General features: G+C 64.8%; 21 protein-coding genes, 1 tRNA gene, 1 pseudogene and 1 riboswitch. Of the genes and pseudogenes, 8 read left to right on the forward strand and 15 right to left on the reverse strand.

Annotated features, from left to right (window positions below; translation table 11 throughout):
* Positions 1-187: 187 nt before the first annotated feature.
* The 8 genes and pseudogenes from AC1ROX_RS04660 to AC1ROX_RS04695 all read right to left on the reverse strand — a co-directional run bounded on the left by AC1ROX_RS04660 (position 188) and on the right by AC1ROX_RS04695 (position 9,152).
* Positions 188-1,144 carry an aldo/keto reductase gene (locus AC1ROX_RS04660; RefSeq protein ID WP_493122897.1) on the reverse strand — a complete coding sequence of 319 codons (957 nt, stop codon included), beginning with the start codon at positions 1,142-1,144 and terminating at the stop codon, positions 188-190.
* 94 nt (positions 1,145-1,238) lie between these two features.
* Positions 1,239-1,979, reverse strand: a pseudogene (locus AC1ROX_RS04665) (DUF4238 domain-containing protein); the annotation flags it as partial.
* 240 nt (positions 1,980-2,219) lie between these two features.
* Positions 2,220-3,956 (reverse strand): hypothetical protein, encoded by a 1,737-nt coding sequence (locus AC1ROX_RS04670; protein ID WP_493122899.1) that lies wholly within the window; start codon positions 3,954-3,956, stop codon positions 2,220-2,222.
* Between the two features lie 54 nt (positions 3,957-4,010).
* Positions 4,011-4,937 carry a hypothetical protein gene (locus AC1ROX_RS04675; RefSeq protein WP_493122901.1) on the reverse strand — a complete coding sequence of 309 codons (927 nt, stop codon included), beginning with the start codon at positions 4,935-4,937 and terminating at the stop codon, positions 4,011-4,013.
* A 303-nt stretch (positions 4,938-5,240) separates the two neighbouring features.
* Complete coding sequence (locus tag AC1ROX_RS04680; RefSeq protein WP_493122903.1) at positions 5,241-5,948, reverse strand: oxygen-binding di-iron domain-containing protein; 708 nt, start codon at positions 5,946-5,948, stop codon at positions 5,241-5,243.
* Positions 5,949-6,106: 158 nt separating this feature from the next.
* Positions 6,107-7,075, reverse strand: a complete 969-nt coding sequence (locus tag AC1ROX_RS04685) for a WD40/YVTN/BNR-like repeat-containing protein (RefSeq protein ID WP_493122905.1) — start codon at positions 7,073-7,075, stop codon at positions 6,107-6,109.
* A 122-nt stretch (positions 7,076-7,197) separates the two neighbouring features.
* Positions 7,198-8,100, reverse strand: a complete 903-nt coding sequence (locus tag AC1ROX_RS04690) for an alpha/beta fold hydrolase (protein WP_493122907.1) — start codon at positions 8,098-8,100, stop codon at positions 7,198-7,200.
* Entirely contained in the window at positions 8,097-9,152 is a 1,056-nt protein-coding gene (locus AC1ROX_RS04695; protein WP_493122909.1) for a serine hydrolase domain-containing protein, read from the reverse strand. The genes AC1ROX_RS04690 and AC1ROX_RS04695 overlap by 4 nt, the downstream gene beginning before the upstream one ends.
* 51 nt (positions 9,153-9,203) lie before the next feature.
* Here AC1ROX_RS04695 and pyrC point away from each other — a divergent pair, with 51 nt between their 5' ends.
* From pyrC to AC1ROX_RS04715, 4 genes are all read left to right on the forward strand, one after another.
* On the forward strand, positions 9,204-10,259 hold the full coding sequence (pyrC, locus tag AC1ROX_RS04700) for a dihydroorotase (RefSeq protein WP_493122911.1): 1,056 nt from the start codon (positions 9,204-9,206) through the stop codon (positions 10,257-10,259).
* A 170-nt stretch (positions 10,260-10,429) separates the two neighbouring features.
* Positions 10,430-11,227 carry an NUDIX hydrolase gene (locus AC1ROX_RS04705; protein WP_493122913.1) on the forward strand — a complete coding sequence of 266 codons (798 nt, stop codon included), beginning with the start codon at positions 10,430-10,432 and terminating at the stop codon, positions 11,225-11,227.
* Positions 11,228-11,231: 4 nt separating this feature from the next.
* Complete coding sequence (locus AC1ROX_RS04710) at positions 11,232-12,578, forward strand: ActS/PrrB/RegB family redox-sensitive histidine kinase (RefSeq protein ID WP_493122915.1); 1,347 nt, start codon at positions 11,232-11,234, stop codon at positions 12,576-12,578.
* Between the two features lie 23 nt (positions 12,579-12,601).
* Entirely contained in the window at positions 12,602-13,192 is a 591-nt protein-coding gene (locus AC1ROX_RS04715) for an ActR/PrrA/RegA family redox response regulator transcription factor (protein ID WP_493122917.1), read from the forward strand.
* Positions 13,193-13,354: 162 nt separating this feature from the next.
* Here the strand turns inward: AC1ROX_RS04715 and AC1ROX_RS04720 are convergent, their stop codons facing one another.
* Entirely contained in the window at positions 13,355-14,686 is a 1,332-nt protein-coding gene (locus tag AC1ROX_RS04720; protein ID WP_493122919.1) for an enoyl-CoA hydratase/isomerase family protein, read from the reverse strand.
* Positions 14,687-14,720: 34 nt separating this feature from the next.
* A tRNA-Gly gene (locus tag AC1ROX_RS04725) sits at positions 14,721-14,795 on the reverse strand.
* A 42-nt stretch (positions 14,796-14,837) separates the two neighbouring features.
* Here AC1ROX_RS04725 and AC1ROX_RS04730 point away from each other — a divergent pair.
* Complete coding sequence (locus AC1ROX_RS04730; RefSeq protein WP_493122921.1) at positions 14,838-16,010, forward strand: acyl-CoA dehydrogenase family protein; 1,173 nt, start codon at positions 14,838-14,840, stop codon at positions 16,008-16,010.
* Positions 16,011-16,114: 104 nt separating this feature from the next.
* On the opposite strand, the gene AC1ROX_RS04735 is transcribed toward AC1ROX_RS04730, so the two are convergent.
* Positions 16,115-17,269, reverse strand: a complete 1,155-nt coding sequence (locus tag AC1ROX_RS04735) for a trans-sulfuration enzyme family protein (RefSeq protein ID WP_493122923.1) — start codon at positions 17,267-17,269, stop codon at positions 16,115-16,117.
* A 171-nt stretch (positions 17,270-17,440) separates the two neighbouring features.
* Here AC1ROX_RS04735 and AC1ROX_RS04740 point away from each other — a divergent pair, with 171 nt between their 5' ends.
* Positions 17,441-18,067 (forward strand): TetR/AcrR family transcriptional regulator, encoded by a 627-nt coding sequence (locus AC1ROX_RS04740; protein WP_493122925.1) that lies wholly within the window; start codon positions 17,441-17,443, stop codon positions 18,065-18,067.
* On the opposite strand, the gene AC1ROX_RS04745 is transcribed toward AC1ROX_RS04740, so the two are convergent.
* From AC1ROX_RS04745 to AC1ROX_RS04760, 4 genes are read right to left on the reverse strand one after another with little or no spacing between them, the layout of a single operon-like run.
* Positions 18,018-18,611 (reverse strand): gamma-glutamylcyclotransferase, encoded by a 594-nt coding sequence (locus AC1ROX_RS04745; RefSeq protein ID WP_493122927.1) that lies wholly within the window; start codon positions 18,609-18,611, stop codon positions 18,018-18,020. The two genes, AC1ROX_RS04740 and AC1ROX_RS04745, sit on opposite strands and share 50 nt — an antisense overlap.
* Before the next feature lie 4 nt (positions 18,612-18,615).
* A complete protein-coding gene (locus tag AC1ROX_RS04750) occupies positions 18,616-19,500 on the reverse strand; it encodes a prephenate/arogenate dehydrogenase family protein (RefSeq protein ID WP_493122929.1) in 885 nt (294 codons plus the stop codon).
* The gene (gene hisC, locus AC1ROX_RS04755; RefSeq protein WP_493122931.1) at positions 19,497-20,588 is read right to left on the reverse strand and encodes a histidinol-phosphate transaminase; all 1,092 of its coding nucleotides are present in this window, start codon (positions 20,586-20,588) and stop codon (positions 19,497-19,499) included. The genes AC1ROX_RS04750 and hisC overlap by 4 nt, the downstream gene beginning before the upstream one ends.
* A 24-nt stretch (positions 20,589-20,612) precedes the next feature.
* Positions 20,613-21,464: a chorismate mutase gene (locus AC1ROX_RS04760; RefSeq protein WP_493122933.1), complete on the reverse strand. Its 852-nt coding sequence runs from the start codon at positions 21,462-21,464 to the stop codon at positions 20,613-20,615.
* 105 nt (positions 21,465-21,569) lie between these two features.
* Positions 21,570-21,645: riboswitch (SAM riboswitch) on the forward strand.
* A gap of 59 nt (positions 21,646-21,704) precedes the next feature.
* Here AC1ROX_RS04760 and metX point away from each other — a divergent pair.
* Positions 21,705-22,874, forward strand: coding sequence for a homoserine O-acetyltransferase MetX (gene metX / locus AC1ROX_RS04765; protein ID WP_493123652.1), 1,170 nt, complete (start codon positions 21,705-21,707; stop codon positions 22,872-22,874).
* Positions 22,871-23,476 (forward strand): methionine biosynthesis protein MetW, encoded by a 606-nt coding sequence (metW, locus tag AC1ROX_RS04770; protein ID WP_493122935.1) that lies wholly within the window; start codon positions 22,871-22,873, stop codon positions 23,474-23,476. Before metX ends, metW begins: the two co-directional genes overlap by 4 nt.
* Positions 23,477-23,492: the final 16 nt, after the last annotated feature.

Consider the following 23,492-nt stretch of genomic DNA (forward strand, 5'->3'; position numbering starts at 1 on the left):
GAAGCAAGAGTCACGCCACGCGGAACCCGTCGGCGGTCAGGGCTATCGCGTATGACCTAAAGGTCCTTCGCTGCGCTCAGGATGACAATTTTGCTGGGACTGACGCAGTGCGCTGATGCAGAAAACGGTGTCATCCTGAGCGCAGCGAAGGACCTTTCTCTGCTTTCAAACGCGCGATCGGTCACGCCTACGCCTTCACAGGCCCCGGCAGGTCGAGCCCGACGCCGGTCAGGTGCCCGAACGTCCGGTGCAGCCGCTCGACCACCGGGGCGGGCAGAGGCGGCCGCAGGATCGAATCGACATTGGCCTTCACGTGATCCTTGTTGCCGGTGCCGAACAGGATGACGTCGGCGCCGTCCTCGTGGCGCGCGTAGCGATAGGCCGCGTCGGTGATGCTCTCCGCGCCGCCCTCGGAGACGAGGAAGGCGAGGGGATCGCCGTCACCGGACAGCACCGATGCGTCGAGCTGGCCCTGCTCGACCAGCTTGGCGAACACGGCGCGGCGGTAGGCTTCGTTGCTGAAGATGTTGCGGACGACGAACATCAGAAGCGTGCCGATGCCCCGGCGCTTGGTCACCGGAAAGACCTTCCGCCGCGCGCCCTGGTTCACGAGGCTGTAGGCCAGCATCATGACCTCCCACGGCGCCTCCTCGATCGCGCGGGAGAGCATCGCCTGCTCAGGGTCGCGCGGCCCCGTCTCGGTGAGGCCGACATGGCGCACCTTGCCCTGCTCCCTGAGCCGCAGCAGCGCCGGCGCCAGCACGTCGCGATGATGCTCGTAGGCTCCGGGATTGACCGCGTGGAAATGGAAGACGTCGACATGGTCGAGCCCGAGCCGCTTCAGCGACGCCTCGACCTTCCGCGTCACCGTCTCCGCCGAATCGCCCTCCTTGAACAGCGCCTTGGTCGAGATCACCAGCTTGTCGCGGTCATAGGCCCGCACCGCCGCGCCCACGATCTCCTCGGTCCCGTAGACCTCCGCCGTGTCGAGGAAGTTCACCCCGAGATCGATCGCCGCCCGCGCGACCCCCACGCACTCGTCGAAGCTCGCCCCGCGCCCAAGCCCCAGCCGGCTATTGCCGCCGCAGCCGAGGCCGGCGACGGAGACGGTGAGGCCGGTGTTTCCGAGGGGGTGGTAGTGCATGGGTGCTCCTGCTCGTCCTTGGTGGGAATAGACAGCTTCAGCTAGCGTTTCTGAATGCTTCGTGAGTAAAGCCGCCAAAGCCAACTAATAGGCATTAGTCCATCGGCGTTGAAGGAGCCTTCTGACCAAGCCGTTTGGAAACGAATCTCTGCTGAGAAGTATCGTTTCCGTAAACGTATCGATGGGACTGCCTCGCTACCTTTTCGTTAACCAATTTCGCTAGAGCGGTGTTTGGCATCTTCGAGATTTGCTCGTGAAGCCATCGTCCTCGAGCGCCAATAAAAAGAACTTTCGGTGAGAGTGGCATGACAATGTGTGCCTCCGGTTTGCCGAGGCCGTTGCTCATAACGATAGGTCGATCAGAGGTAAGAAATGTCAGGTTTGCTCGCCTGCCAAGTGTTGCGGTCCAGAAATGGAATGACTGAATTTCTCCAACTACACGACGACTTCCTAGCAAGAATGGAATGGAAGGAAGAACGCTGACATTGGGCGCCCGGCTCAGATACAAGTCTTTGAATGCATCAAATGTTGGAGGATCACTGGGTGCTCGGATGGCTGAGTAGATTTCCCGATACTCCTCAATGATGGATGGAGCCGCGGCTTTGAACCTCGCATCCATTCCGGCGATATGCTCGGGATTGCGAAACATCATCGCGTACAGAAAGCGAGACCACGCTACGCGCTGACCTGCAATAAGATCATCTTTTCCATCCGCGAGGAATTTCTGATGGACTTGTGCGGCAGTGCTGTCCACCAAGCCCATGTATTCTTTTTCAATCCTCTCGGCCTCTTCAGGAGAGGCGCCGGGGATTGAATACAGATTCTTTTGATACCCGGTCGCGGAGGGATGTCACCATTTGTAAATTACTGATCTGTAGGGGCGACTGAATTCGCAAAGATTGCCTTGTCTGTTGGTCCACGCTCTGAGGTAAAAAATCGGGATGTAGTGGTGCTTTTTTGGCTCACTCACGCCTAGCTTCCTCACCGTTGAGTTGATGCAGCTGCTGGCTTGGAATTCAGATGCTTTGGGTAAATTGGACGCGGGAAGTATATCAGCCGGATCAATCTGTAATATTCAGCTGATTTGGGTATCGTAGTTTTGCTCGTCACCGTAACCCGACCAAGTCTGACCGGTGAAAGACGGGGACCCGTCGACCCAACCGGCTGTCTGCCACAATATGTCGAACTGCTCACGGAGAGTGACCGCAATATTCCCGTTCATGTTGGCCAGTTTGGCTATTGGCAAACTAACTTCCGACCGCCGAATTCGTTTGCCGCTAGGTTGCGCCCCGGACAGCTCGACGTCTTCGACTCCGTCGAGATAAATCGAAACTAGCGCCGGGCCAACTAAATCGAGCCTCTCCGCGATTTTAGTCATGCGCTCCAAGTTGCGGACGATGGCGGTTTCGAGTCGCCTGCCATCTACCATGATCTGAGGATCGTTATCGATCCGGCGGCCGATTGTGCTCTGATATTCCAGATTACCTGGCCGAACTAGTCGCATCCGCCAGGCCGTCTCAGGATTAAGCACGTCGCTGCGTCGCTGAGGCATGGCGCAGATCCACCATTGTCGGCCATCGCTGTCTACCTTCGTTTGCTCTCGTGACGATGGTGCGCATTGCAGCAACAGTTCGCGGACTGCTCGCGGCTCTAAACGTCGACCTTCTGTCGCTTCAAGTGGTGCTAGACGAAGCGTCAATCGTGGTGGCGCTACGATCTCCGGAAGTGTTCCGCGATTCATATCGAGAGAGAGCTCTTGCAACGCGACGAAGGCGTCGTCAGTCCGCTTCTTAGATTCAGATCTCTGTTCCGGATTGGCGTGAATGCCCAGCGCTACGGGAATACGGTCTCTTGCAATTCGGTCGAACGCGTCAATGGCGGTGCAAAGTTCCGCCGCCTTAGTGTTCATCGCCGTGATCGCCCGTTGCGTTACCGGCTGAACGCCTTGCGCTACGTCCTGGTTTGTCTTTGGCCAGCCCATTTTTGGATTGATGTCCATGGCGTGGATGCGCTCAAGAATTAAGCTGCCAAATTCGTTGGCGATGCGCTTCAGATCACTGAAGTGCGTCTGCACAACGCGATCGTGAAATTCGTAGGCGGCTCCTACCCAGGTTTCGTTCAACTCATGAATCGGCTCAAGTCGTGCCAGGAGAAAAGGCGACCCAAAATTATGCAGTCGAAGAAACTGCCTCAACTCAAGGGGTATTTGATGATGCACGCGCTCAAGAAATTCTACGTCTCTCGGATGGGGCTTCTCTAATGCCGGAGGGCGTAATCCTTGCTGAACAGTTTCATCGCTGAAGATTGCCTTGAGTGCTGCTGCAAGTTGCTTTGTGAGTTCTTCTCTCGATTTCGTTCTGTTCTCAGGTTTGGCGTCGGGCGCACATGCGTAGAGAATTGGGCGGCGTACGTGCCGCAGATCGAATGGAAGCTTGTGTTGATCGGGATCGCCCAACGCGACGTTCATCACTGAGATGACGCGACGAGAGCCGAGAGATTTGAGTGCCCAGCCATGCTCAATGAGCACATTAGGATTTGGTATCCCATCTCCGTTCGATCTTAAGGAGACGTAAGTAAGGTCTGAAAGAAACACCGCTGCGCGGTCGATTTTATCGTATATCGTCTCGGCGATTGCTGGCGAGCCGGGAACGTGAAGGGTGTCCTTGTCTATCGCCAACTCGCGATCGGCAAGCTCTACTTCCGCGTCAGCTTTCAGCAGTCCGATCGCCCGCTCTAAGCACGTCTCTATCATCGAGCGACCCACTGCATTGGAGGTGTCACTCTGCCACGAGAAGAAAATGTGTTGAACCATCGGTGCGATATCCTGGCCGAGACGAGATCTTAACGACATCGAGGCCGGCACTTGTTACCTAGTAGAAAGCCAAGTGTTCAATTTGGCATAGATCGGAATAGCTACTGCTTCACCGCGCTGCGTGTGAAGCCTTTTGACGCCCCCTGCGATCGTTTCGATGCCAGTTTCAAACAGAAGTGGCATGATGTCGACGAGCTTGGGTAATTCAAAAATGCGATGCTTTGAAAGATGATCAATCGCAAGTTCGCGAGCCCGGCCGCTCGACCAAACCACCGTCCCAGCGGACTTGGCAAAATGGCACTCGGCGGTAATGCCATTGATCCAGAGCCACGGATCTAACCGTTCGACGGTGCCTTCCGCGATTCGCCACATCGGGAAATAATCGCGAGAAAATATGACTTCAGAGCCATCTTGCAACGGCCAGTAGCCATAGGGCAGCCAAAGCCTCGATGGGATGAAATCTGCGATCGGCTTCCGAGGTGTCACTACCTCGAAGTCGGCGCGAGTCGCCAATGCCGTGTCGGACAGCAGGTAAGTTGGTTGGCCGGCCTGAAGCAGATAGGCATGATTGTTTGAACCATAGGCCTTATCTCTGACTATCGTTCCGGGCTTGCCCCGAGCAGGTGGGCCAAACACGCATTGACGCCAGATTGACGCGCGAAGGGCTAGCTGTTCGTCGATCGACCACGGCTGTTCTCGCAGCAGTCTGGTTTTGGATATCACGTACTGTACGTCGGGGTCTGGCAAGGCTAACGCATTGGCGAGATTCAGCACAATCCGTAGCGCGTCAGTCGCGCCTATTTCGGGCGGTAAAGAGGAGCCATTCGAATTAACGTTAATTGAAAGCTCATGCCAATCGCGGTAGCCGAAAACGCGTGCGAACTTTTCATGCACAGTTGAAAGCTTTAGGTTCGATGATAAGCGTGCAAGGTTTCTTGCAGTCCGCTTTGGCCGAGCAATATCGGAAAAATGCTTTCTCATAGAACCACTCCGGCGGCGCTATAGAGGCGTGTCCACTAGGCCCGCGCACTTGGAGAAGGTTCAAGCGGGGTGCAAAAGACTTCCTGCTAGCGCTTTGCCATTGTGGACGGCGTGGCCGGATCAGCCAAACATCAGGCTACGCAATTTCTTTGGGAATGCAAGATAGATGCAGGCGGTAGCTAACAAGAATCAGCGGTAAGGAAACGACTGAGGGCGGTTGTTACCGACAAATGGATGGATTCCGAGACTTGTTTGTCGATGGTCGTCCAACAAATCTCAAACGCTCATGTCGGAAATCTCGCTCTATTGCTTCCTGTAATGTTCCGCCAACCCCTCCAACGCCGCCGCCCCATCGCCCTTGAACGTCGGCCCGTGCATCAGCGCGATCGTCGTCGGCTTCAGCGCGGCCAGCCGGCGTAGCGTCGGCGTGGCCATCGGTGTCGGCGGCATGAACGGCAGGCGCTCGGCGACCGCGATCGCGGGGGCGACGATGTCGCTTTCGGTGATGGGGTCGGCGGGGCCCACCTGGGTGAAGAGGTCGCTGCTGAACAGCGTGCCGGTCGTCTCCTCGTAGATCAGGCCGGCGTCCCAGTTGTGCGGCACGTGCGGCGTGTCGAGCCAGCGCACGCGCTTGCCGCCGAGGTCGAGCACCTCGTTGTCCTTGAGCGCGCGCGGCGGGCGGTCGGCCATGTCGGAGAGCCAGATGTTGCAGCCGAGCTGGCCGTGCGCGGGCACGGCGTTGGGCGCGGCGGCGAGCCACTGGTTCAGCGCGCCGCTTTCGTCGCCCTCGACATGGGAGCAGGTCGTCCAGCGCAATTTGTCGAGCGGGATCACCCGCTTCACCGCCTCGACGACCAGCGGGAAGAGGCTGCGCTGGCCGTAGTGGAAGAGCAGCGGCTCGTCGGCGTCGATCAGGAACTGGTTGAAGGTGAAGCCGGTCGGGCCGACCGCGTCCACGAAGGTCGAGAGCCGGTAGATGCTGGGGGCGATTTCGGCTATGCTGGTTCTCATCGGGGCCTCCTTCGGCAGGCCAATGAAGCAGTCGACGCTTCGTCGGATAAACGAAACAAACGAATTAAACGAAACAAATGAAACGGAGAGGGTGGCCTCCGGTTCAGGTATTATAATACCGCGCACGCAATATTATTGCCCGCCGTCTTTTTGGATGGTCAAGCCAGCGGCTGCCAGATCGTGCTGCGCACCTCGCCGAACTCGCGCGGCAGCTTGGTCCAGCTGTCGCCGCCGTCGGTCGAGCGGAAGAGCTGGCCGAGGTTGGAGCAGACGAAGATCAGCTTCGGGTCGGCGGGATGCGTCGCCACCGTCCACGGCGTCGAGTTGAGCTCGCCCGGCAGCTTGGCGTCCGTCCAGTGGGCGCCATGGTCGGTGCTGCGCAGCAGCCGGCCGGTCGAGCCCGGCGGGCCGTTGCCGTTGGTCAGGAACACCGTCGCGTCGCCATCGGCACGCGGCACGATGGTGCGCGTGTACTGCCAGGGCGAGTCGAGTTCCTGGAAGGCGAAGGTCTCGCCATTGTCGCGGCTGACGTTCAGGCCGCGGTTGGTCGTGGCGTAGACCAGCTTCGATCCGTTCTGGATGATCGCGACGCCATGGATGTCCTCGGAGTTGATGCCCTGGCCCACCTTCTTCCAGGTGCGGCCGCGATCGGTCGAGCGGTGCACGCCGTCGATCTCGACGCCGGCCCACAGCGTGTCCTTGTCGACGGGATCGAAGAGGATCTGCGTTATGCGGGGCTTGCCGACGAAGATGCAGGCGTCGGCGAAGGAGCCCTTCGCGGCGGTGAAGCTTTTGCCGCCGTCGGTCGAGACGAAGATGTTGGCGGGCTGGGTGCCGACGACGATCGTGTCGGGATCGTCCGGCGCCTGCGCCATCGCCCAGATGTCGTAGTCGTCGAGCAGCGAGGGCAGGTGCGTCCATTTCTGGTCGCCCTCGTTCCAGCGGTAGAGGCCGGAGTCGGTGCCGGCCAGCACTTCGCCGGGGCGCTTGGGATGCGCCGAGAGCGCCCAGACGCGGGCCTCGAGATAGAGGCCGGATTCGATGTACGGCCGGATCCAGGTCTCGCCGTCGTCGCGGCTGAACCACACCGACATGCCGGCGGTGCCGACACAGAGCAGGTTGGCCATTCCATCCCTCCTTTTTTGATTAAAGGTCCCTCGCTACGCTCGGGATGACAATGGTGTTGGGATTGGCTCGGTGCGTCCACGCAAAACTGTTGTCATCCCGAGCGTAGCGAGGGACCTTTCCTTTACGGCTTCAACACCTCAACCACCTTCGCATTGAAGGCCTCCGCCGCCTCATACGCAACCCAGTGGCCGGCGCCGGGAATGACGTTCATCTCGAAATCCGGCTGCAGCGCGCGGAACAGATCGATGCGCTCCTGGATGTGCGGGTAGGTCGTCGAATCGAACTCGCCCCAGATGCCGGTGAGCGGCGTCTTCACCCGCGGCAGGACTTCGCTGAGCTTGAAGGCCTGGCCCATGATGCGGCTGCGCGTCTTGGCGCGCGTGGTATTCAGGATCTGCATGTAAATCGCGATGCCGTCGACGTTCTTCGGGTCGTGCAGCATCAGGATCTCGAGATTGCGCCGCGCCTCGTCGGCGAGGACCTTGGGCGGCATCTCGGGCAGCAGCTTGTGCAGCTTCGGGCCGGGCTTGCGCGTGGCCTTCAGGCCGCCGGCGCCGACCAGCACGATGCGCCTGATGCGGTCCTCGAACAGCGTCGCGATATGGCCGGAGACCATGCCGCCGAAGGAGAACCCCGCGATGGCGAAGGGCTGGTGCCGGGGCAGCAGCTCGTCCATCGCGTATTGCACGCAATGCGTGACCGACCAGATGTCGTTCACGTCGTCGGGCGGGTCGCTGTCGCCGAGGCCCGGCAGGTCGGCGGCGTAGACGGTGAAGTGCTGGCTCAGTTCCCGGACGTTGCGGATCCAGTGGATCCACGAGCCCGAGCCGCCATGGAACAGCAGCAGGATCGGCTTGCGGGAGTCGGCACCGAACACGTGCCACATCATCGTGCCGGTCCCGCCGGCGCTGCGCGGACCCATGGGGACGCGGACCGCCTGCGAGAAGGAAGCGACGTGGTCGATATGTTCGGCGGCGGTGCGGCCGTCCGGCAATGTCGGGACGGCGGAGAAATCCAGGCTCATTTCTTGATCGCACCCAGCAGGCGTTCGACGAACTCCGGCGCCTTCTTGCGGTCGATCCAGCGCAGCACCGTGACGAGGTCGTTGTCGGGATCGATCCAGACGATGTGGCTGCCCCAGCCCAGCGCGAAGTAGCTGCTCTCCGACGCGGCGGCGAACTGCTTGCGGCCGGTGTTGAGCCACCACATCAGCCCGTAGAAGGGCGCGACCGGGCAGGGCTTCACCAGCTCCTCGGTCCAGCCCTTGGGCAGGATCTGCTTGCCGTCCCAGACGCCGCCCTGCGCGACGAGCCGTCCCATCAGCGAGAGGTCGCGCGCGGAGATCACGATGCCGCCGCCCCAATGGCCGCCGCCGGGCACCGACAGCATCTGCTTGCCGTCGATCGTGTCGAAGGAGTTGCTATAGCCGTCCCACTTCCAGGTCTGCGAACCGCCGATCGGATCCATGATGCGCCGCTTCAGCACCTGCGGCAGCGGCTCCTTGAAAACCTGCAGCAGCGAGCGCGAGAGCCGGTTCACGCGGACGTCGTTGTATTCGTAGAAGCTGCCCGGCTTCTTCATCGCGCGCCGCGTGCCCTTGGGCGCGTCGGCCACGGCGACGCCGACCACGCGATTATGGTCGATGCGGTCTTCCTTGCCGAAGACGGTGCCCGACCATTCGCTGGTCTGGGTGAGCAGGTGGCGCCAGGTGATGTCCTTGTTCTGCTCGCTGGTGAACCCGTCATCGAGCGCGTAGGCCGCGACCTTGTCGTCGAGGCTCCTGATCAGCCCGTCGCCCAGCGCGAGGCCGGCGAGCAAGGCGAGGTAGCTCTTGGCCACGCTGAAGGTCATGTCGGCGCGGTCGACGTCGCCCCATTCGGCGAGCTTCTTTCCGCCCTGGTAGACGATGCCCGAGGCGCTGCCGCGCGGCGTCACCGGGCCCAGCACCTCGTTGTCGGGGGCTTTCTCGCCGGAATCGTAGGTCATCACGAACTGCCCGTCGGGCATGTACATGCTGTGGGGCCAATGGGATTCGGCGGACTGGGCGAAGGCGACGGCGTCTTTCAGAGCGTTCATGCCCGCAATCAACATTGGAGCCCGCCCCGGAGCAAGCGTAGAAAGCGCATCATGGCCGCCGCAAATACGCTCCCCTCCTCGATCACCCTCCGCCGTCCCGACGACTGGCACATCCACCTGCGCGACGGCGCAATGCTCGCGGCCTGCGCCGTGCACACCGCGCGCCAGTTCGGCCGCGCCATCATCATGCCGAACCTTGTGCCGCCGGTGACCAAGGTCGCCGAGGCCAGCGCCTATCGCGACCGCATCCGCGCCGCGGTGCCGGCGGCGCTGAACTTCGAGCCGTTGATGACCTGCTACCTGACCGACGGCGCCGATCCGGCTGAGCTGACGCGCGGCAAGCAGGAAGGCGTGTGGGTGGCGGCCAAGCTCTATCCGGCGCATGCCACGACCAACTCCGCGCACGGCGTGACCTCGATGGACCGCGTCGCGAAAGGGCTGGAGGCCATGGAGAAGGCCGGCATGCCCTTGCTGGTCCATGGCGAGGTGACCGATCCCGAGGTCGACATCTTCGACCGCGAGGCGGTGTTTTTAGACAAGGTGCTGGCGCCGCTGTTGAAGCGCCATGAGGGCCTCAAGATCGTGCTGGAGCACATCACGACGCGTGAGGGCGTCGCTTTCGTCGAAGCCAATCCGGGACGGATGGGCGGCACGATCACGCCGCATCACTTGAGCTACAACCGCAATGCGATCTTCAAGGGCGGCATCCGTCCGCACTTCTATTGCCTGCCGATCGCCAAGCGCGAGGAGCATCGTCTCGCTCTGCGAAGGGCGGCGACTTCAGGCGGCACGCAATTCTTCCTCGGCACCGACACCGCGCCGCACACGACCGACACCAAGGAATGCGCCTGCGGCTGCGCCGGCGTGTTCAACGCCCCGGTGGCCATGCAGGTCTACACGCAGGTCTTCGCCGAGGAGGGCGCACTCGCCCATCTCGAAGCCTTCGCCTCCCTGAACGGCCCGCGCTTCTACGGCCTCGCGCCAAACGAGGAGCGCGTGACGCTGCATGCCAAGCCCTTGGACATCCCCGACCGCGTAGCGGTTCCGGGTGGCGGGAAAGATATCACGGTGTTTCGCCCCGACACGCCGGTTGATTGGAGCTTCTGATTCAAAGGTCCCTCACTACGTTCGGGATGACATTGTTTGTTTGATCGGCGCACTGCGCAAATCCCAACAAAAATTGTCATCCCGAGCGCAGCGAGGGACCTTTCGCTTCCAGCCGAGAAGACGCCAAAGATCGCTCGCGTTGGGCTGAATGACCCTTTAACTTCTGCGACATGAGCAAACGAGGCATTCCCGAAGGCGCGGTCGTCCGCGGCACCGACAAAGGCTACGACGAGGCCCCCAAAGTTCCCCTGACGCCCGGCAGCGAACGGCCGGTCGAGAAGATCGACAAGGTCTATCCGTACATGCGGCCGCGCGATGCGGCGACCCTGATCCTGGTGCGCATGCAGGGCGACACGCCGGAGGTCCTGATGGGCTGCCGCGCCGCCGCCCACGCCTTCATGCCCAACCGCTACGTGTTCCCCGGCGGTCGCGTCGATCCCGACGATGCGCGCGTTCCCGTCGCGACCTCGCTCGATCCCTTCGTCAACGAGCGCCTGATGCGTGCCGCTTCGGCGCAACGCGCGCGGGCACTGGCCGTCGCCGCGGTGCGCGAGACCTTCGAGGAGAGCGGCCTGATGCTGGGCAAGCCGCTCGAAGGCGGCGCGCCCAGGAAGGACTATGGCGAGCACTGGAAGGGCTTCCTCGACCAGGGCATGGCGCCGGCGCTCGACTGTCTCGACCTGATCGCGCGCGCGGTGACGCCGCCCGGCCGGCCGCGCCGCTTCAATGCGCGCTTCTTCATGGCGCGCGCCGAGGATGCATCGGGCGAGATCCGTCATTCGAGCGAGATGGGCGACATCCGCTGGGTGAAGCTCGACGAGGCGCGCGAGCTGCCGCTGCCGACCATCACCGGGTTGATCCTGGGCGAGATCGGACGGCTGGTGAAGGAACCGCCCGACCGCAAGGTCCAGCGCAAGATCCCGCTCTTCACGACGGTGCATCGCAAGCACCTCATGATCGAGGAATAGCGCCGTGGCGGAGCGTGCCGACGACGCGCGCCCGTCTGCAGAGCCTCCTCCTGCCACTTCCCGGCGCGCCGCCGCCGTGCCCGTGCTGCGCGGCGGCGTGCGCCTGCGCACCCTGGTCCTCATCCGCTGGGGTGCCGTGGCGGGTCAGGCCTTCACCGCCGCCGTCGTGCATTGGGGGTTGGGCTTCGGCATGCCGGTCCTCGCGGTCGGCGGCACGATCGCGCTGTCGGCACTGCTCAACCTCACGGTCAGCATCGGCCGGCCCGGCTCGGCGCGCATCGACGACCGCGAGGCCGCGATCTTCCTGGCGTTCGACATCCTGCAGCTCGCGGTGCTTCTGTACCTGACGGGCGGACTCATCAATCCGTTCTCGCTGCTGCTGCTGGCGCCGGTCGCCATCGGCGCCACCATCCTGTCGCTGGCGAGCAACGTCGCGCTCACCCTGCTCACCATCGTGAGCATCGCGCTGCTGGGGGTCTTCTATCAGCCGCTGCCGTGGAAGGGACCGCCGCCGCATCTGCCCGATATCTACCAGGTCGGTGTCTGGGCCGGCCTGACGCTGACGACGATGCTGATCACCCTCTACGGATGGCGCCTCGCCGAGGAGCAGCGCCAGATGGCCGACGCGCTGGCCGCGGCGCAGGCGGCGCTCGCGCGCGAACAACAGCTTTCGGCGCTCGGCGCGCTCGCGGCGGCGGCGGCGCACGAGCTGGGCTCGCCGCTCTCGACCATCGCCGTCGTCACCAAGGAGATGCTGCGCGAGATCGAGCTCGACGATCCGCTGAGAGAAGACGTCGAGTTGCTGTCGGCCGAGTCGGATCGCTGCCGCTCGATCCTGGCGCGTCTCTCGACCGATCCCGCGGGCGATGTCTCCGATTCCTATACGCTGGTCCCGCTGCCGGCGCTGATCGAGGCCGCGGCGCAGAACTATGCGCGCGAGGAGATCGGCATCACCTTCGAGGCAGGGCCGGTCGGCGAGGGCGTGCCGACGACCGCGCCGATCCAGCTGCGCAGCCCGGAGATCATGCAGGGTATCGGAAACATCGTGCAGAACGCCGTTTCCTTCGCCCGGCGCGAGGTCAAGGTCGTCACCCGCTGGACGCGGGAATGGTCGGAGGTCGAGGTCGTCGACGACGGGCCGGGCTTCTCCGAAGCGCTGCTCGACGAGCTCGGCACGCCGTTCATTTCGACCCGCCAGGGCCAGGAAGGGCACATGGGCCTGGGCGTCTTCATCGCCAAGACGCTCTTGGAACGGACCGGCGCCAACGTGACCTTCGGCAATCGCAGCGCAACGGGCGGCGGCGCCGCCGTTTCGGTGCGCTGGTCAAATCCGGTCTTCAAGGCTACATAGCGGCTGATGTCGAAGGAGTCTCCATGACCCAGGACAGCGGCGCCCCGCGCCCCTTGTCGCCTGTCATCGCCAACACGACGAACAACAAGGACCGTACCTTGCTGATCGCCGATGACGATGCAGCTTTCAGAAACCGGATCGCGCGTGCGCTCGAGCAGCGCGGTTTCATCGTCACCGCCGTGGGCTCGGTCGCCGAAGCGCTGGCCCAGACCGCCCGGCCGCCCGCTTTCGCCGTGCTCGATCTCCGGCTGGCCGACGGCAACGGCCTCGAGCTGGTCGGCCCGCTGCGCCAGGCGCGGCCCGACATACGGATCGTGGTCCTGACGGGCTACGGCAACATCGCGACTGCGGTGGCCGCCGTGAAGGAAGGCGCCGTCGACTATCTCGCGAAGCCGGCCGACGCCGACGCGATCGAGCAGGCGCTGACGGCCCACGGCCGCAAGCTGCCGCCGCCGCCGTCCAACCCGATGTCGGCCGATCGCGTCCGCTGGGAGCATATCCAGCGCGTCTTCGAGCAATGCGACCGCAACGTCTCGGAAACCGCGCGCCGCCTCAACATGCACCGCCGCACCCTACAGCGGATACTCGGCAAGCACGCCCCGCGCGAGCACTGAGGCTTCCGTCTAGCATCAATCATCAACCTCATCCTGAGGAGGCCGCGCAGCGGCCGTCTCGAAGGATGGGCCACAGGCGTGGTGCGCGTGCCCACCCTTCGAGACGCGGTCCTGCGGACCGCTCCTCAGGGTGAGGTTGTTGTTGTTGGAATAACCGCTGGATCAAGCCCGTCGGCTTGCGGCGTTCCAGTACTGCTCCAGATTAGAGATCAGCGCCGGGCTGAAGTGGCAGTAGGCCTGCTCGCGCGCGTAGAGCGCGGCGTAGCGGCGGAACGTGTCGAGAGGCTCGACGCCCAAACGTAGCGCGCGGCGATTGCCGATGGCGCCGACCGCGCCCGATCCGGTCAGCCGGTCGATCACGCGAACGATGGTGGCGTCGATCTCCTCAGGCGCCACGACCTCGTCGCAGATCATGCGGCCGATCTCCGAATCGCACTCGATGCGGCGCTCGTACATGATCGCCTGGCGCGCGAGGCGGTCGCCGACGAAGCGCTGGAGCCGCAGGTTCGCCATCGCCGGGATGATGCCTTCCTTGCGCGCCGGCAGGGTCATGTAGGCGTCGCGGCCGGCGATGTTGAAGTCGGTCGCCAGCAGGATCTGGCAGCCGCCGCCGATGGCGAAGGTCTCGACCGCCGAGATCCAGAGCTTCTCGATCGAATCGCCCGCGACCTCGTCGGGCGCGACGTCCGGACGGGCGAGGCCGCGGAACATCTTGTTCACGAAGCCCATGTCGCGGATCAGGAACCACAGGAACGGGATCTTGCCGTAGTAGAGGTGCGTGAGGTTGATGCCGGCATTGTAGACGCGGCGGCCGGCATACTTGCCCTCCGGTACGACGTCGCCGCGCAGCACCGCGACCTCGCTCTGCCGGTCGAGGATGCAGACATCGGCGCCGATCTCCGTCGCGGCCTGGGTCGCATTGTCTTCCGAGTTGAGGAAGCGGCGATTGGAGAGAAGCAGCACCGCCGCCTTGCCCTGGCGCTCGACCTTGGCGTAGCCGAGGTCGAGCGTTCCGTCGCGCTGGAACTTCGCCAACGCGTCCGCCGACTCTTCACGCGGCAGCAGCATGGTGTGGCAGAGGTGCAGGCCGCACTCGGGCTCGGCGAGGAACTGGTTGAACAGGATGCCCTGGTCGATCTCGACGCCGTCCTTCTCGGACTGGCGCAACTCGGCTTCAGCGGCGACCTCGACTTGCGTCGGGGCAAGACCGGGCACGAGCGCGGCCGCGTCGTAGACCAGCCGCTCGATCCGCACGAATTTGCGCCGGTTGTCGGTCAGCTTGTCGTAGAGCGGGCGGGCGTGTTGGCGCAGGAAAGCGAAGCGGGCTTCGCGCGCCGCTTGCTTCAATGCTTCGGCTTGGTCGTAGGCAGCGGCATCGCGGTTCGGCTTGGCCGGCAATCGCGAGAGTCGTTCGGCAGCGTCGCGCCAGTAGCTTGAGAAGGCGGCCACGTCGGCCGCAAAGTCGCCGCTGGCCGCGACGGGCGCCGGTGCCATCCCATCCATCTCGACGTTCCTGCCCGAAGAATTATGGAGCGGGCGACGGGATTCGAACCCGCGACCTACGGCTTGGGAAGCCGACGCTCTACCCCTGAGCTACACCCGCATTGACGTCATTCTAGCCCGCGGTTGCGCCCGAGGTCCAATCGTGTATCTCAAGAAGATGCTCGATGAAGTCCTCACGCTCGAAGAGCGCGCCGTCGTCGCGCGCGCCAAGGCTTTCGCCGAAGAACATGTGGCACCCAACGCCGCGCGCTGGGAATGGGAGCGCCGCTATCCGCTGGAGGCGATCAAGGCGGCCTGCGCCATCGGCCTCAACACGATCGAGCTGGCGAAGAAGCATGGCGGGCAGGGCCTGTCCTTCTCCTGCAAGCTGCGCGCCTTCGAGGAGATCGCGCGGCACGACTTCGCTTTCGCCTTTGCCCTGATCAACCATCACAATGCCTGCGCGCGCTTCGCGCGCGACGGCCAGCCGGCCCATGTCGCGCGCCTGCTGCCGCGCATGCTGACCGGCGAGCTGATTGGCTGTGCCGGCTTGAGCGAGCCTGGCGTCGGCAGCGACTTCGGCGGACTGGAGATGGAAGCCGTGCGCGTCGACGGCGGCTGGAAGGTGAACGGCGCCAAGGCGTGGATCACCAACGCCGCGGTCGCGGGTCTTTCCGTTGCCTATGCGCAGACCGACAGGTCGCAGGGCTATCGCGGCATCATCTGCCTCGCAATCGAGGCGGAGCGGCCGGGCTTCCATCGCGAGAAGCCGTTCGAGCTGCATGGCGGCCACGCGATCGGCGTCGGCGGCTTCCGGCTGGTCGACTATTTCGCGCCCGACGAGGCGGTGCTGCATCCGCCGGGCAAGGCCTTCAAGGCCGCACTCGCCGGCATCAACGGCGCCCGCGCCTATGTCGCGGCCTTGTGCTGCGGCATGCTGCAGGCCTCGCTGGAGACGGCGGTGCGCTACACGCAGCAGCGCAAGACCTTCGGCCAGCCGGTGATCGAGCATCAGGGCGTGCGCTGGAAGCTCGTGGATGCCGCGACCGATCTCGAGGCGGCACGCCTCCTTACCTATCGCGCCGCGCGCCTGATCGACGAAGGCGCCGATGCCGTCATGCCGGCGGCCTATGCCAAGAAGTTCGCGACCGACATGGCCGTGCAGCGCATCGCCGACTGCATCCAGGCGATGGGCGCCAACGGCCTGCGCGCCGACTATCCGCTGGCCCGCCACCTCGCGGGTGCCAAGATCGCGGCCTACACCGACGGCTCGATCGAGATGATGAACGAGCGCATCGGCGCGGGGCTTGGTTCGGTGTTTGGAGCGTCGGCGTAGTCGTCCGAGGGACGATCAAGGGAGCGCGCAACTCCAGTTGCGCTCAAGCTGGTCGGCGAGCAAGGCATGAGCGCAACTGGAGTTGCGCGCTCCAATGAGGCGGATCAGGCGTTGTGCGCGCGCTTCAGCGCCTGGTCGAGATCGTCGAACAGGTCGCTGCTTTCCTCGACGCCCACGGAGAGCCGCAGCAGGTCGGGCGGGCAGGGCGTGCCCGGGCCCTCGATGCTGGCGCGGTGCTCGATCAGGCTCTCGACGCCGCCCAGCGACGTGGCGCGCTTCCACAGGCCGACGCGCGCGGCCGTGGCGATGGCGGCACGCTCGCCGCCCTTCACGCGGACTGACAGCATGCCGCCGAAGCCGCCGCTCATCTGCTTCGCCGCCGCCGCATGGCCGGCGAAGGAGGGCAGGCCGGGATAGAGGACCTGTTCGATCATCGGATGCTCGGCGAACTTCTCGGCGAGACCCTGCGCCGACTTGCAGGCCCAGGCGACGCGCGGGAACAGGGTGCGCATGCCGCGCATCAGCAGCCACGCCTCGGTCTGGCCGAGGATGGTGCCGAGCTGCGAGCGGATGGCGCGCAGCTTCGCCCAGTAGGCATCGTCGCGCGCGCCCGTCAGCGCGCCGGCGATGATGTCGGAGTGTCCGTTGAGGTACTTGGTCGCCGAATGCATCACGATGTCGGCGCCGTGCTCGATGGGCCGCGTCAGCACCGGTGTCGCCACCGTCGAGTCGACGCCCAGCAAGGCGCCGGCCTTGTGCGCGATCTCGGCGATGGCTGCGATGTCGGACACGCTCCAGGTCGGATTGGCCGGCGTCTCGATCCAGACCAGCTTGGTGACGCCAGGCTTCACGGCTGCCGCCACCTGGTCGGTCTTGTCGGTGTCGACGAACTCGACCTTGAGGCCCCAGTGCGTGGCGAAGGTCATCAGCCAGTTGCGCAGCGCCCAGTACATGACCTTGGAGGTCACGACATGGTCACCCGGCGCGAGGGCCAGGAAGCAGGCGGTCGCGGCACTCATGCCCGAGGAAAAGATCAGCGACTTGGCGCCGCCTTCCAGCGCCGTCAGCGTTGCCTCGGCATGGTCGAACGTGGGATTGTCCGAACGCGCATAGATGCGCCCCGAACTGTAGGCATTATCCTCGTCGCGCAGATAGGTGCTGGCCATGTGGATGGGCGGCACCACGGCCCGGGTGATCGGGTCGACCCACCCCATCGCCTGGGCGGCGAGAGAGGCGGGAGCAAAGTTTTTCTCGGACATCGGGGCACCGTCGGCTTACGCGAAACTTACGTCGATAGCGCCCTTATAGCGCATCGCAGCACTTGAAATGACGATGCACTAGTAGCTTCATATATAGTGATTTGCATCCCAGATCGCTAATATCGCCACGGTTGCCGACCGGGCGGCAACACACTCGCCGGGAGTCAGTTAATGGACATTCAGACCCTGCACAACAAACAGCTCCAGACGGCCGGCCGCGGTGACCGCGTCGCCCGCACGCGCGAATCGATCGTCGCGTCGGCGCTCGCCCTCGCCACGGCGGGCCAGGTTGCGCCGATCGTCCGCGACATCGCCCAGATGGCGGGCGTCTCCGCGCGCACGGTATTCCAGCACTTCGCCGACACCGCCGAGCTGTACGTCGCCGTCCTCGGCCGCGTCCTGGCCGCTTTGGTCGGCGAGGCGCCGGAGATCGCGGCCGTCGGGCCGACCGAGCAGCGTATCGCCAACATGATCAACCAGTGCGCCGACCGCTACGAGCAGCTCCGTCCGATGTGGACCTTCGTCGAGACGCTGCAGCGCCGCTCGCCGGAAGCCGCCGACATGATCTCGCAGATCTACAGCGCCAACACCGCGCAGCTCTCGCAGGCCTTCGCTCCCGAGTTGGGCGCGCTGCCGGCGGAGTCGCGCCAGCGGACGCTGACGGCGCTGGCCCTGGCCATCGCGCCGGAAAGCTGGGTCGTCCTGCGCCAGCGTCTCGGCCTGTCGGTCGAGCAGTCGCGCGAGGAACTCAGCTTCGTCGTGAAGTCGGTGTTCGCGACCGAGGCCGCGCGCCGCTAGCGGCACGAGGCGCTGCACCGCCTGCGGCGGTGTGGGCCAGCATCTCGAGCGAGCGGTCTCTGAGACCGAGCTCGCCGAGATGGGTGACCGTGTTCTGCACATACTCGAGGCTGCTGCCGGTGGCGCCATGGCCCTGGCGGATCAGTCTTAACGCTTCGTCCGCCGGCAGCTTGCCGGCGAACTGCCGGTGCGAGCGGTCGGCGAGATAGACCAGCGCCGGCACGGTGCGCCCATCATCAAGATGGATCGGCCGCACCGTCTCCTCGTAGACCCCGTCATTGTCGATCTCGCGATGGATCAGGTAGCGGCGCACCTCGTCATAGGTGGCGGCCGGCAGCCGGTGTGCCAGGCCGCGGCACGATCCGCCCGGCAACAGTCCCAGGATCAGGCCCGGCTTCTGCGGTGTGCCGCGATAATGCTCCGAATAGATGCAGAAGGCGCGGTGCCAGCCCTGCAGCCGCGCGGCCTGCGTCTCCGGCGTCGCGAAGCCCGGATTCCACATCAAGGAGCCGTAGCCGAAAACCCACCTTGGCTTGGCGCTCAAGCCGTTAGGCCTGGTGGAGATGGATCAGGGCGCGGCGGATTTCGCGGGTGCGCGTGAACAGGTCGAACAGCTTGTCGCCCTCGCCCCAGCGGATCGCGCGCTGCAGGTAGAAGAGATCCTCCTGGAAGCGCTGCAGCACTTCGAGCACGGCCTCGCGATTGTTCATGAACACGTCGCGCCACATCGTCGGATCGGACGCCGCGATGCGCGTGAAGTCGCGGAAGCCGCCGGCGGCGAACTTCAGGATCTCGCTGTTGAGATGACCGCCGAGATCGTCGGCCGTACCGACGATCGTGTAGGCGATCAGGTGCGGCAGGTGCGAGGTGATCGCCAGGATGCGGTCGTGATCCTTGGCATCGATGCGCTCGACCTGGCTGCCCAGCCCCTTCCAGAAGGCTTCGAGCTTGGCGACGGCCGCGGCGTCGCTGTCGGGCAGCGGCGTCAGGATGCACCAGCGGCCCTCGAACAGGTCGAGCAGCGCGGCCTCGGGGCCTGAATTCTCGGTGCCGGCCACCGGATGGGCCGGCACGAAATGCACGCCCTCGGGGATGTGCGGCAGCATGTCGGCGATCACGGTCTGCTTCACCGAGCCGACGTCCGACACGATGCAGCCGGGCTTCAGGCTCGACGCGATGGTCTTCGTCGCCGGTCCGCAGGCACCGACCGGCGTGCAGACGATCACCAGGTCGGCGTCCTTGCAGGCGTCCGCGAGATCCGTGCCGCAATGGTCGGTGAGCTTGAGCTTGTTGGCGAGGGCGGCGGTCTCGGCACTGCGCGTCGCCGCGACGATGTGCTTGGCGAGGCCGCGCTTGCGCGCCTCCAGCGCGATCGAGCCGCCGATCAGGCCGATGCCGATCAGTGCGATCTTGTTGAACAGGGGCTCGCTCATTTGCCTGCCGCCACGAAGCGGGCCAGCGAGGCCTGCACCGCCTTCACCTCGGCCTCGGTGCCGACGGTGATGCGCAGATGCTCGGGCAGGCCGTAGCCCGCGACCAGGCGCGGAATCAGGCCGTCGTTCATCAGCCAGTCGTTGGCGGCCATCGCTCGGTCCTTCGAGCCGAAGCCCACCAGCACGAAGTTGCCGACGCTCGGCACCGGCGCGAGGCCGAGCTTGGTCAGTTCAGCGCTGAGCCACGGCACCCAGATATCGTTGTTGGTGCGGCTGGCGTCGGTATGGGCGATGTCCTCGAGCGCCGCGATGCCCGCGATCTGCGCCGGCAGATTGACGTTGAACGGCTGGCGCAGCCGGCTCATCACGTCGACGATCCCGGCCGGCCCGTACATCCAGCCGAGCCGCAGGCCGCCCAGCCCGTAGATCTTCGAGAAGGTGCGGGTCATCACCACGTTCTCGGCCTGGTCGACCAACTCGACGCCCGACTCGTAGTCGTTCTTGCTGACATACTCGGCATAGGCCGAGTCGATGATCAGCAGCACGTTCTTCGGCAGGCCGGCATGCAGGCGGCGCACGTCGTCCTTGGAGACGTAGGTGCCGGTCGGGTTGTTCGGGTTGGCGAGGCAGACGATGCGCGTCTTGTCCGTCACCGCGGCCAGCAGCGCATCGATGTCGCTGCCGTAATCCTTGGCCGGCGCCGCGACCGGCGTCGCGCCGACGCCCAGCGCGTTGATCGCGTACATCAGGAAGCCGTACTGGCTGTAGACCAGCTCGTCGCCCGGGCCGCAGTAGGCGCGGACCAGCAGGTTCAGGATCTCGTCGGAGCCCGCGCCGCAGACGATGCGCGCCGGATCGAGGCCGTAGTGGCGGCCGATCGCCTTGCGCAGCGCCCCGGTGTCGCCGTCGGGATAGCGGTGCAGCTCGGCCGCCGCCTTGGCATAGGCCGCCATCGCCTTGGGCGACGGGCCCAGCGCGCCCTCATTGGACGAGAGCTTGGCGATCGTCTCCTTGCCGTCGATCGAGTCCTTGCCCGGCACATAGGGCGCGATCTTCATGATGCCCGGACGCGGGGTGAGCGCGCTCATGCCAGTCTCCTGTGAAAGTTCAGATCACGGCTTGGCGTCGATCGGCACGGCATAGGCGCCGATGGCCGCCGCGCAGCCTTTTTCCAGTCCCAAGGCTGCTTCGAGTTCGCGCAGGCGCGGATCTTCATCGGCGATCACGCCCGGCACCTCGACGAGATAGTGATGCACCCCGGCCACGACCTGGTCCAGCGCCGAGGTGAAGGCGGGCAGGCCGGCCTTGGCCAGCGCGGCGGCGATGCGGTCGCGGCTGAGACCGTTCTTCGCCTCGATGGCGACCATGGCGCGATCCGCGCCACTCGGCTCGGCATCGATACGGGCCAGCACGAAGGCCGAGATGCCGCGCGCACGGGCATTCGGCATGGCCAGGAACGGAAGACGGGCCACGACGGTCGGCAGGGTCGTATCCTTGCCGGCGAGCAGCGGCCACCAGGGTGCCGAATCGGCTTCGAGCGGGGCGGGCACGACACCAATTGTCGTCGTGCTGGCCCGCACCGCCGCCAGCACGCCGGCCGGCGTGTCATGGGCGACGAAGGGGATCTGGCAGCCGAAGTGATCGCGCGCGAGGTCCCAGTAGCCGGGCTGGTCATCGGGACGGCAGATCGCGATCTTGAGGCCCGGTGTCTGGATCAGCGTGAAGGCGCTCATCATTTCACGCCACATGCGATAGACGGCGCCCGACGGGAACCGGCCGTCATGCGTCGCCAGCCGCTTGCGCAGGACCTGCGCTTCACGACCCGGACGCAAGGCAAGACCGCCCGCAGGCTTGGCTGCGGAGATATGCCCGACGACCTCCGCGCGGCGGCGGATCAGGCCGTGCAGGTCCGTGTCGATGGCGTCGATTTCCTGCCGCAAGCTGTCGAGACTGGGAGCGTCCATTAGGCCGTTTTTTCCTGTGCGCAGCGGCGATACTACGTTCGTACTGCCCGCGTAAAGGCAAACAAGCCGCAAGAGGCTTGCCTCCCGGCGCCCACAACCGTATAGACACCTCTCCGTGGAATTTGGGCCGACCGGCTTGCGACCACGTTAAACATCGCTAAAAGGTCGGAGTGCTCGAAAAAGCCCCCGCCCTTCCGGTCGGGGGCTTTTTCGTTGGCGATTTGTCTGGAGAGGACTGTGCTGGACGACCTCACCGATGCCGAACGCAAGGCGCTCGCCCAGTGCCGCCACGCGATCCTGGGCGTGGACCGGCCGCTGCGCCTCGATTGCGGCGTCGAACTCGGCCCCTACCGGGTGGCCTACCAGACCTACGGCACGCTGAACGCCGACAAGTCGAACGCCATCCTGGTCTGCCATCCCCTGACCTGCGACCAGTTCGTCGCCGACCGCCATCCCGTCACCGGCAAGGACGGCTGGTGGGAGAGCCTGATCGGCACGGGCAAGGTGCTCGACCCCGAGCGCTATTTCATCATCTGCATCAACGTGCTCGGCCATTGCATGGGCACGACCGGTCCGCAGGCCCACGATCCCGCGACCGGCCAGCCCTGGAACCTGCGCTTCCCGGTCGTGACCATCGGCGACATGGTGCGGGTGCAGGCGGCGCTGCTCGACCATCTCGGCATTCCCGACCTGTTCTGCGTCATCGGCGGCTCGATGGGCGGCATGCAGGTGCTGCAGTGGGCGGCGGCGTACCCGAAGCGCGTTTTCTCGGCCGTGCCGATCGCCTGCGCCGCGCACCATTCGGCGCAGAACATCGCGTTCCACGAGGTCGGGCGCCAGGCCATCATGGCCGATCCGGAATGGAAGGGCGGCGACTATCGGCTGTCCCAGACCAACCCGGCACGCGGCCTCGCGGTGGCCCGCATGACCGCGCACATCACCTATCTCTCGGAGCAGGCGCTGCAGCGCAAGTTCGGCCGCGCCCTGCAGAACCGCGATGCGCTGGGCTTCGGCTTCGACGCCGATTTCCAGGTCGAGAGCTATCTGCGCCACCAGGGTTCGACCTTCGTCGACCGCTTCGACGCCAACTCCTATCTCTACATCACGCGCGCGATGGACTATTTCGACCTCGCGGGAGCGCATGGCGACGTGCTGGCCAATGCCTTCAAGGGCACGGCGACGCGCTTCTGCCTGATGTCCTTCACCAGCGACTGGCTGTTCCCGACGCGCGAGAGCCGCGCGGTCGTGCAGGCGCTGAACGCCGTCGCGGCCAACGTGTCGTTCGTCGAGGTCGACAGCGACAAGGGCCACGACGCCTTCCTGCTCGACGAGCCGGAGATGTTCCGCACCCTCTCCGGCTTCCTGCAGGGGGCCGCCACGGTGCGCGGCCTCGGGAGTGCGACGCGATGAACGCCCCGATCCGCGTCGACCTGCAGCTCATCGCCGACATGGTGGAGCCCAACACGCGCGCGCTCGACGTCGGCTGCGGCGACGGTGCGCTGCTGGCCCACCTGATGAACGGCAAGAGGGTCGATGCGCGTGGCATGGAGCTCAGCCAGGCCGGCGTGAATGCCTGCGTCGCCAACGGCCTGTCGGTGGTGCAGGGCGACGCCGACACCGACCTGCGCGACTATCCCGACGCCGCCTTCGACTATGTGATCCTGAGCCAGACCCTGCAGGCCACGCGCGAGCCGCGCCGGGTGCTGGAGCAGATGCTGCGCGTCGGCAAGCGCGCCATCGTCTCCTTCCCCAACTTCGCCCACTGGCAGGTGAGGCTGCGGCTGGTGTTCGGTGGCCGCATGCCCGAGACCGCGTCGCTGCCCTACAAGTGGTACGACACGCCCAACATCCATCTCTGCAGCATCGACGATTTCCGCGCGCTGTGCCGCACCATGGGCGTGCGTATCGAGCGCGCCATCGTGCTCAACAGCAAGAGCCGCCGCATCAACTTGCCGCCGCTGCTCGCCAACGTGATCGGCGAGCAGGCGGTGTTCATGTTGAGACGGGATTGATCAATGGAGCGCGCCA

This window comes from Reyranella sp. GW821-FHT14A01, assembly GCF_058803965.1.

Excerpts from the sequence above, each read along its gene's own strand:
- metW (WP_493122935.1), top strand. The coding sequence starts at position 22,871 with ATGAACGCCCCGATCCGCGTCGACCTGCAGCTCATCGCCGACATGGTG.
- AC1ROX_RS04760 (WP_493122933.1), bottom strand. The coding sequence starts at position 21,464 with ATGGACGCTCCCAGTCTCGACAGCTTGCGGCAGGAAATCGACGCCATC.
- AC1ROX_RS04750 (WP_493122929.1), bottom strand. The coding sequence starts at position 19,500 with ATGAGCGAGCCCCTGTTCAACAAGATCGCACTGATCGGCATCGGCCTG.
- AC1ROX_RS04690 (WP_493122907.1), bottom strand. The coding sequence starts at position 8,100 with ATGAGCCTGGATTTCTCCGCCGTCCCGACATTGCCGGACGGCCGCACC.
- AC1ROX_RS04675 (WP_493122901.1), bottom strand. The coding sequence starts at position 4,937 with ATGAGAAAGCATTTTTCCGATATTGCTCGGCCAAAGCGGACTGCAAGA.
- AC1ROX_RS04680 (WP_493122903.1), bottom strand. The coding sequence starts at position 5,948 with ATGAGAACCAGCATAGCCGAAATCGCCCCCAGCATCTACCGGCTCTCG.
- AC1ROX_RS04720 (WP_493122919.1), bottom strand. The coding sequence starts at position 14,686 with ATGGCACCGGCGCCCGTCGCGGCCAGCGGCGACTTTGCGGCCGACGTG.
- hisC (WP_493122931.1), bottom strand. The coding sequence starts at position 20,588 with ATGAGCGCGCTCACCCCGCGTCCGGGCATCATGAAGATCGCGCCCTAT.
- pyrC (WP_493122911.1), top strand. The coding sequence starts at position 9,204 with ATGGCCGCCGCAAATACGCTCCCCTCCTCGATCACCCTCCGCCGTCCC.
- AC1ROX_RS04695 (WP_493122909.1), bottom strand. The coding sequence starts at position 9,152 with ATGAACGCTCTGAAAGACGCCGTCGCCTTCGCCCAGTCCGCCGAATCC.
- AC1ROX_RS04685 (WP_493122905.1), bottom strand. The coding sequence starts at position 7,075 with ATGGCCAACCTGCTCTGTGTCGGCACCGCCGGCATGTCGGTGTGGTTC.
- AC1ROX_RS04705 (WP_493122913.1), top strand. The coding sequence starts at position 10,430 with ATGAGCAAACGAGGCATTCCCGAAGGCGCGGTCGTCCGCGGCACCGAC.
- AC1ROX_RS04735 (WP_493122923.1), bottom strand. The coding sequence starts at position 17,269 with ATGTCCGAGAAAAACTTTGCTCCCGCCTCTCTCGCCGCCCAGGCGATG.
- AC1ROX_RS04670 (WP_493122899.1), bottom strand. The coding sequence starts at position 3,956 with ATGGTTCAACACATTTTCTTCTCGTGGCAGAGTGACACCTCCAATGCA.
- AC1ROX_RS04740 (WP_493122925.1), top strand. The coding sequence starts at position 17,441 with ATGGACATTCAGACCCTGCACAACAAACAGCTCCAGACGGCCGGCCGC.
- AC1ROX_RS04715 (WP_493122917.1), top strand. The coding sequence starts at position 12,602 with ATGACCCAGGACAGCGGCGCCCCGCGCCCCTTGTCGCCTGTCATCGCC.
- AC1ROX_RS04660 (WP_493122897.1), bottom strand. The coding sequence starts at position 1,144 with ATGCACTACCACCCCCTCGGAAACACCGGCCTCACCGTCTCCGTCGCC.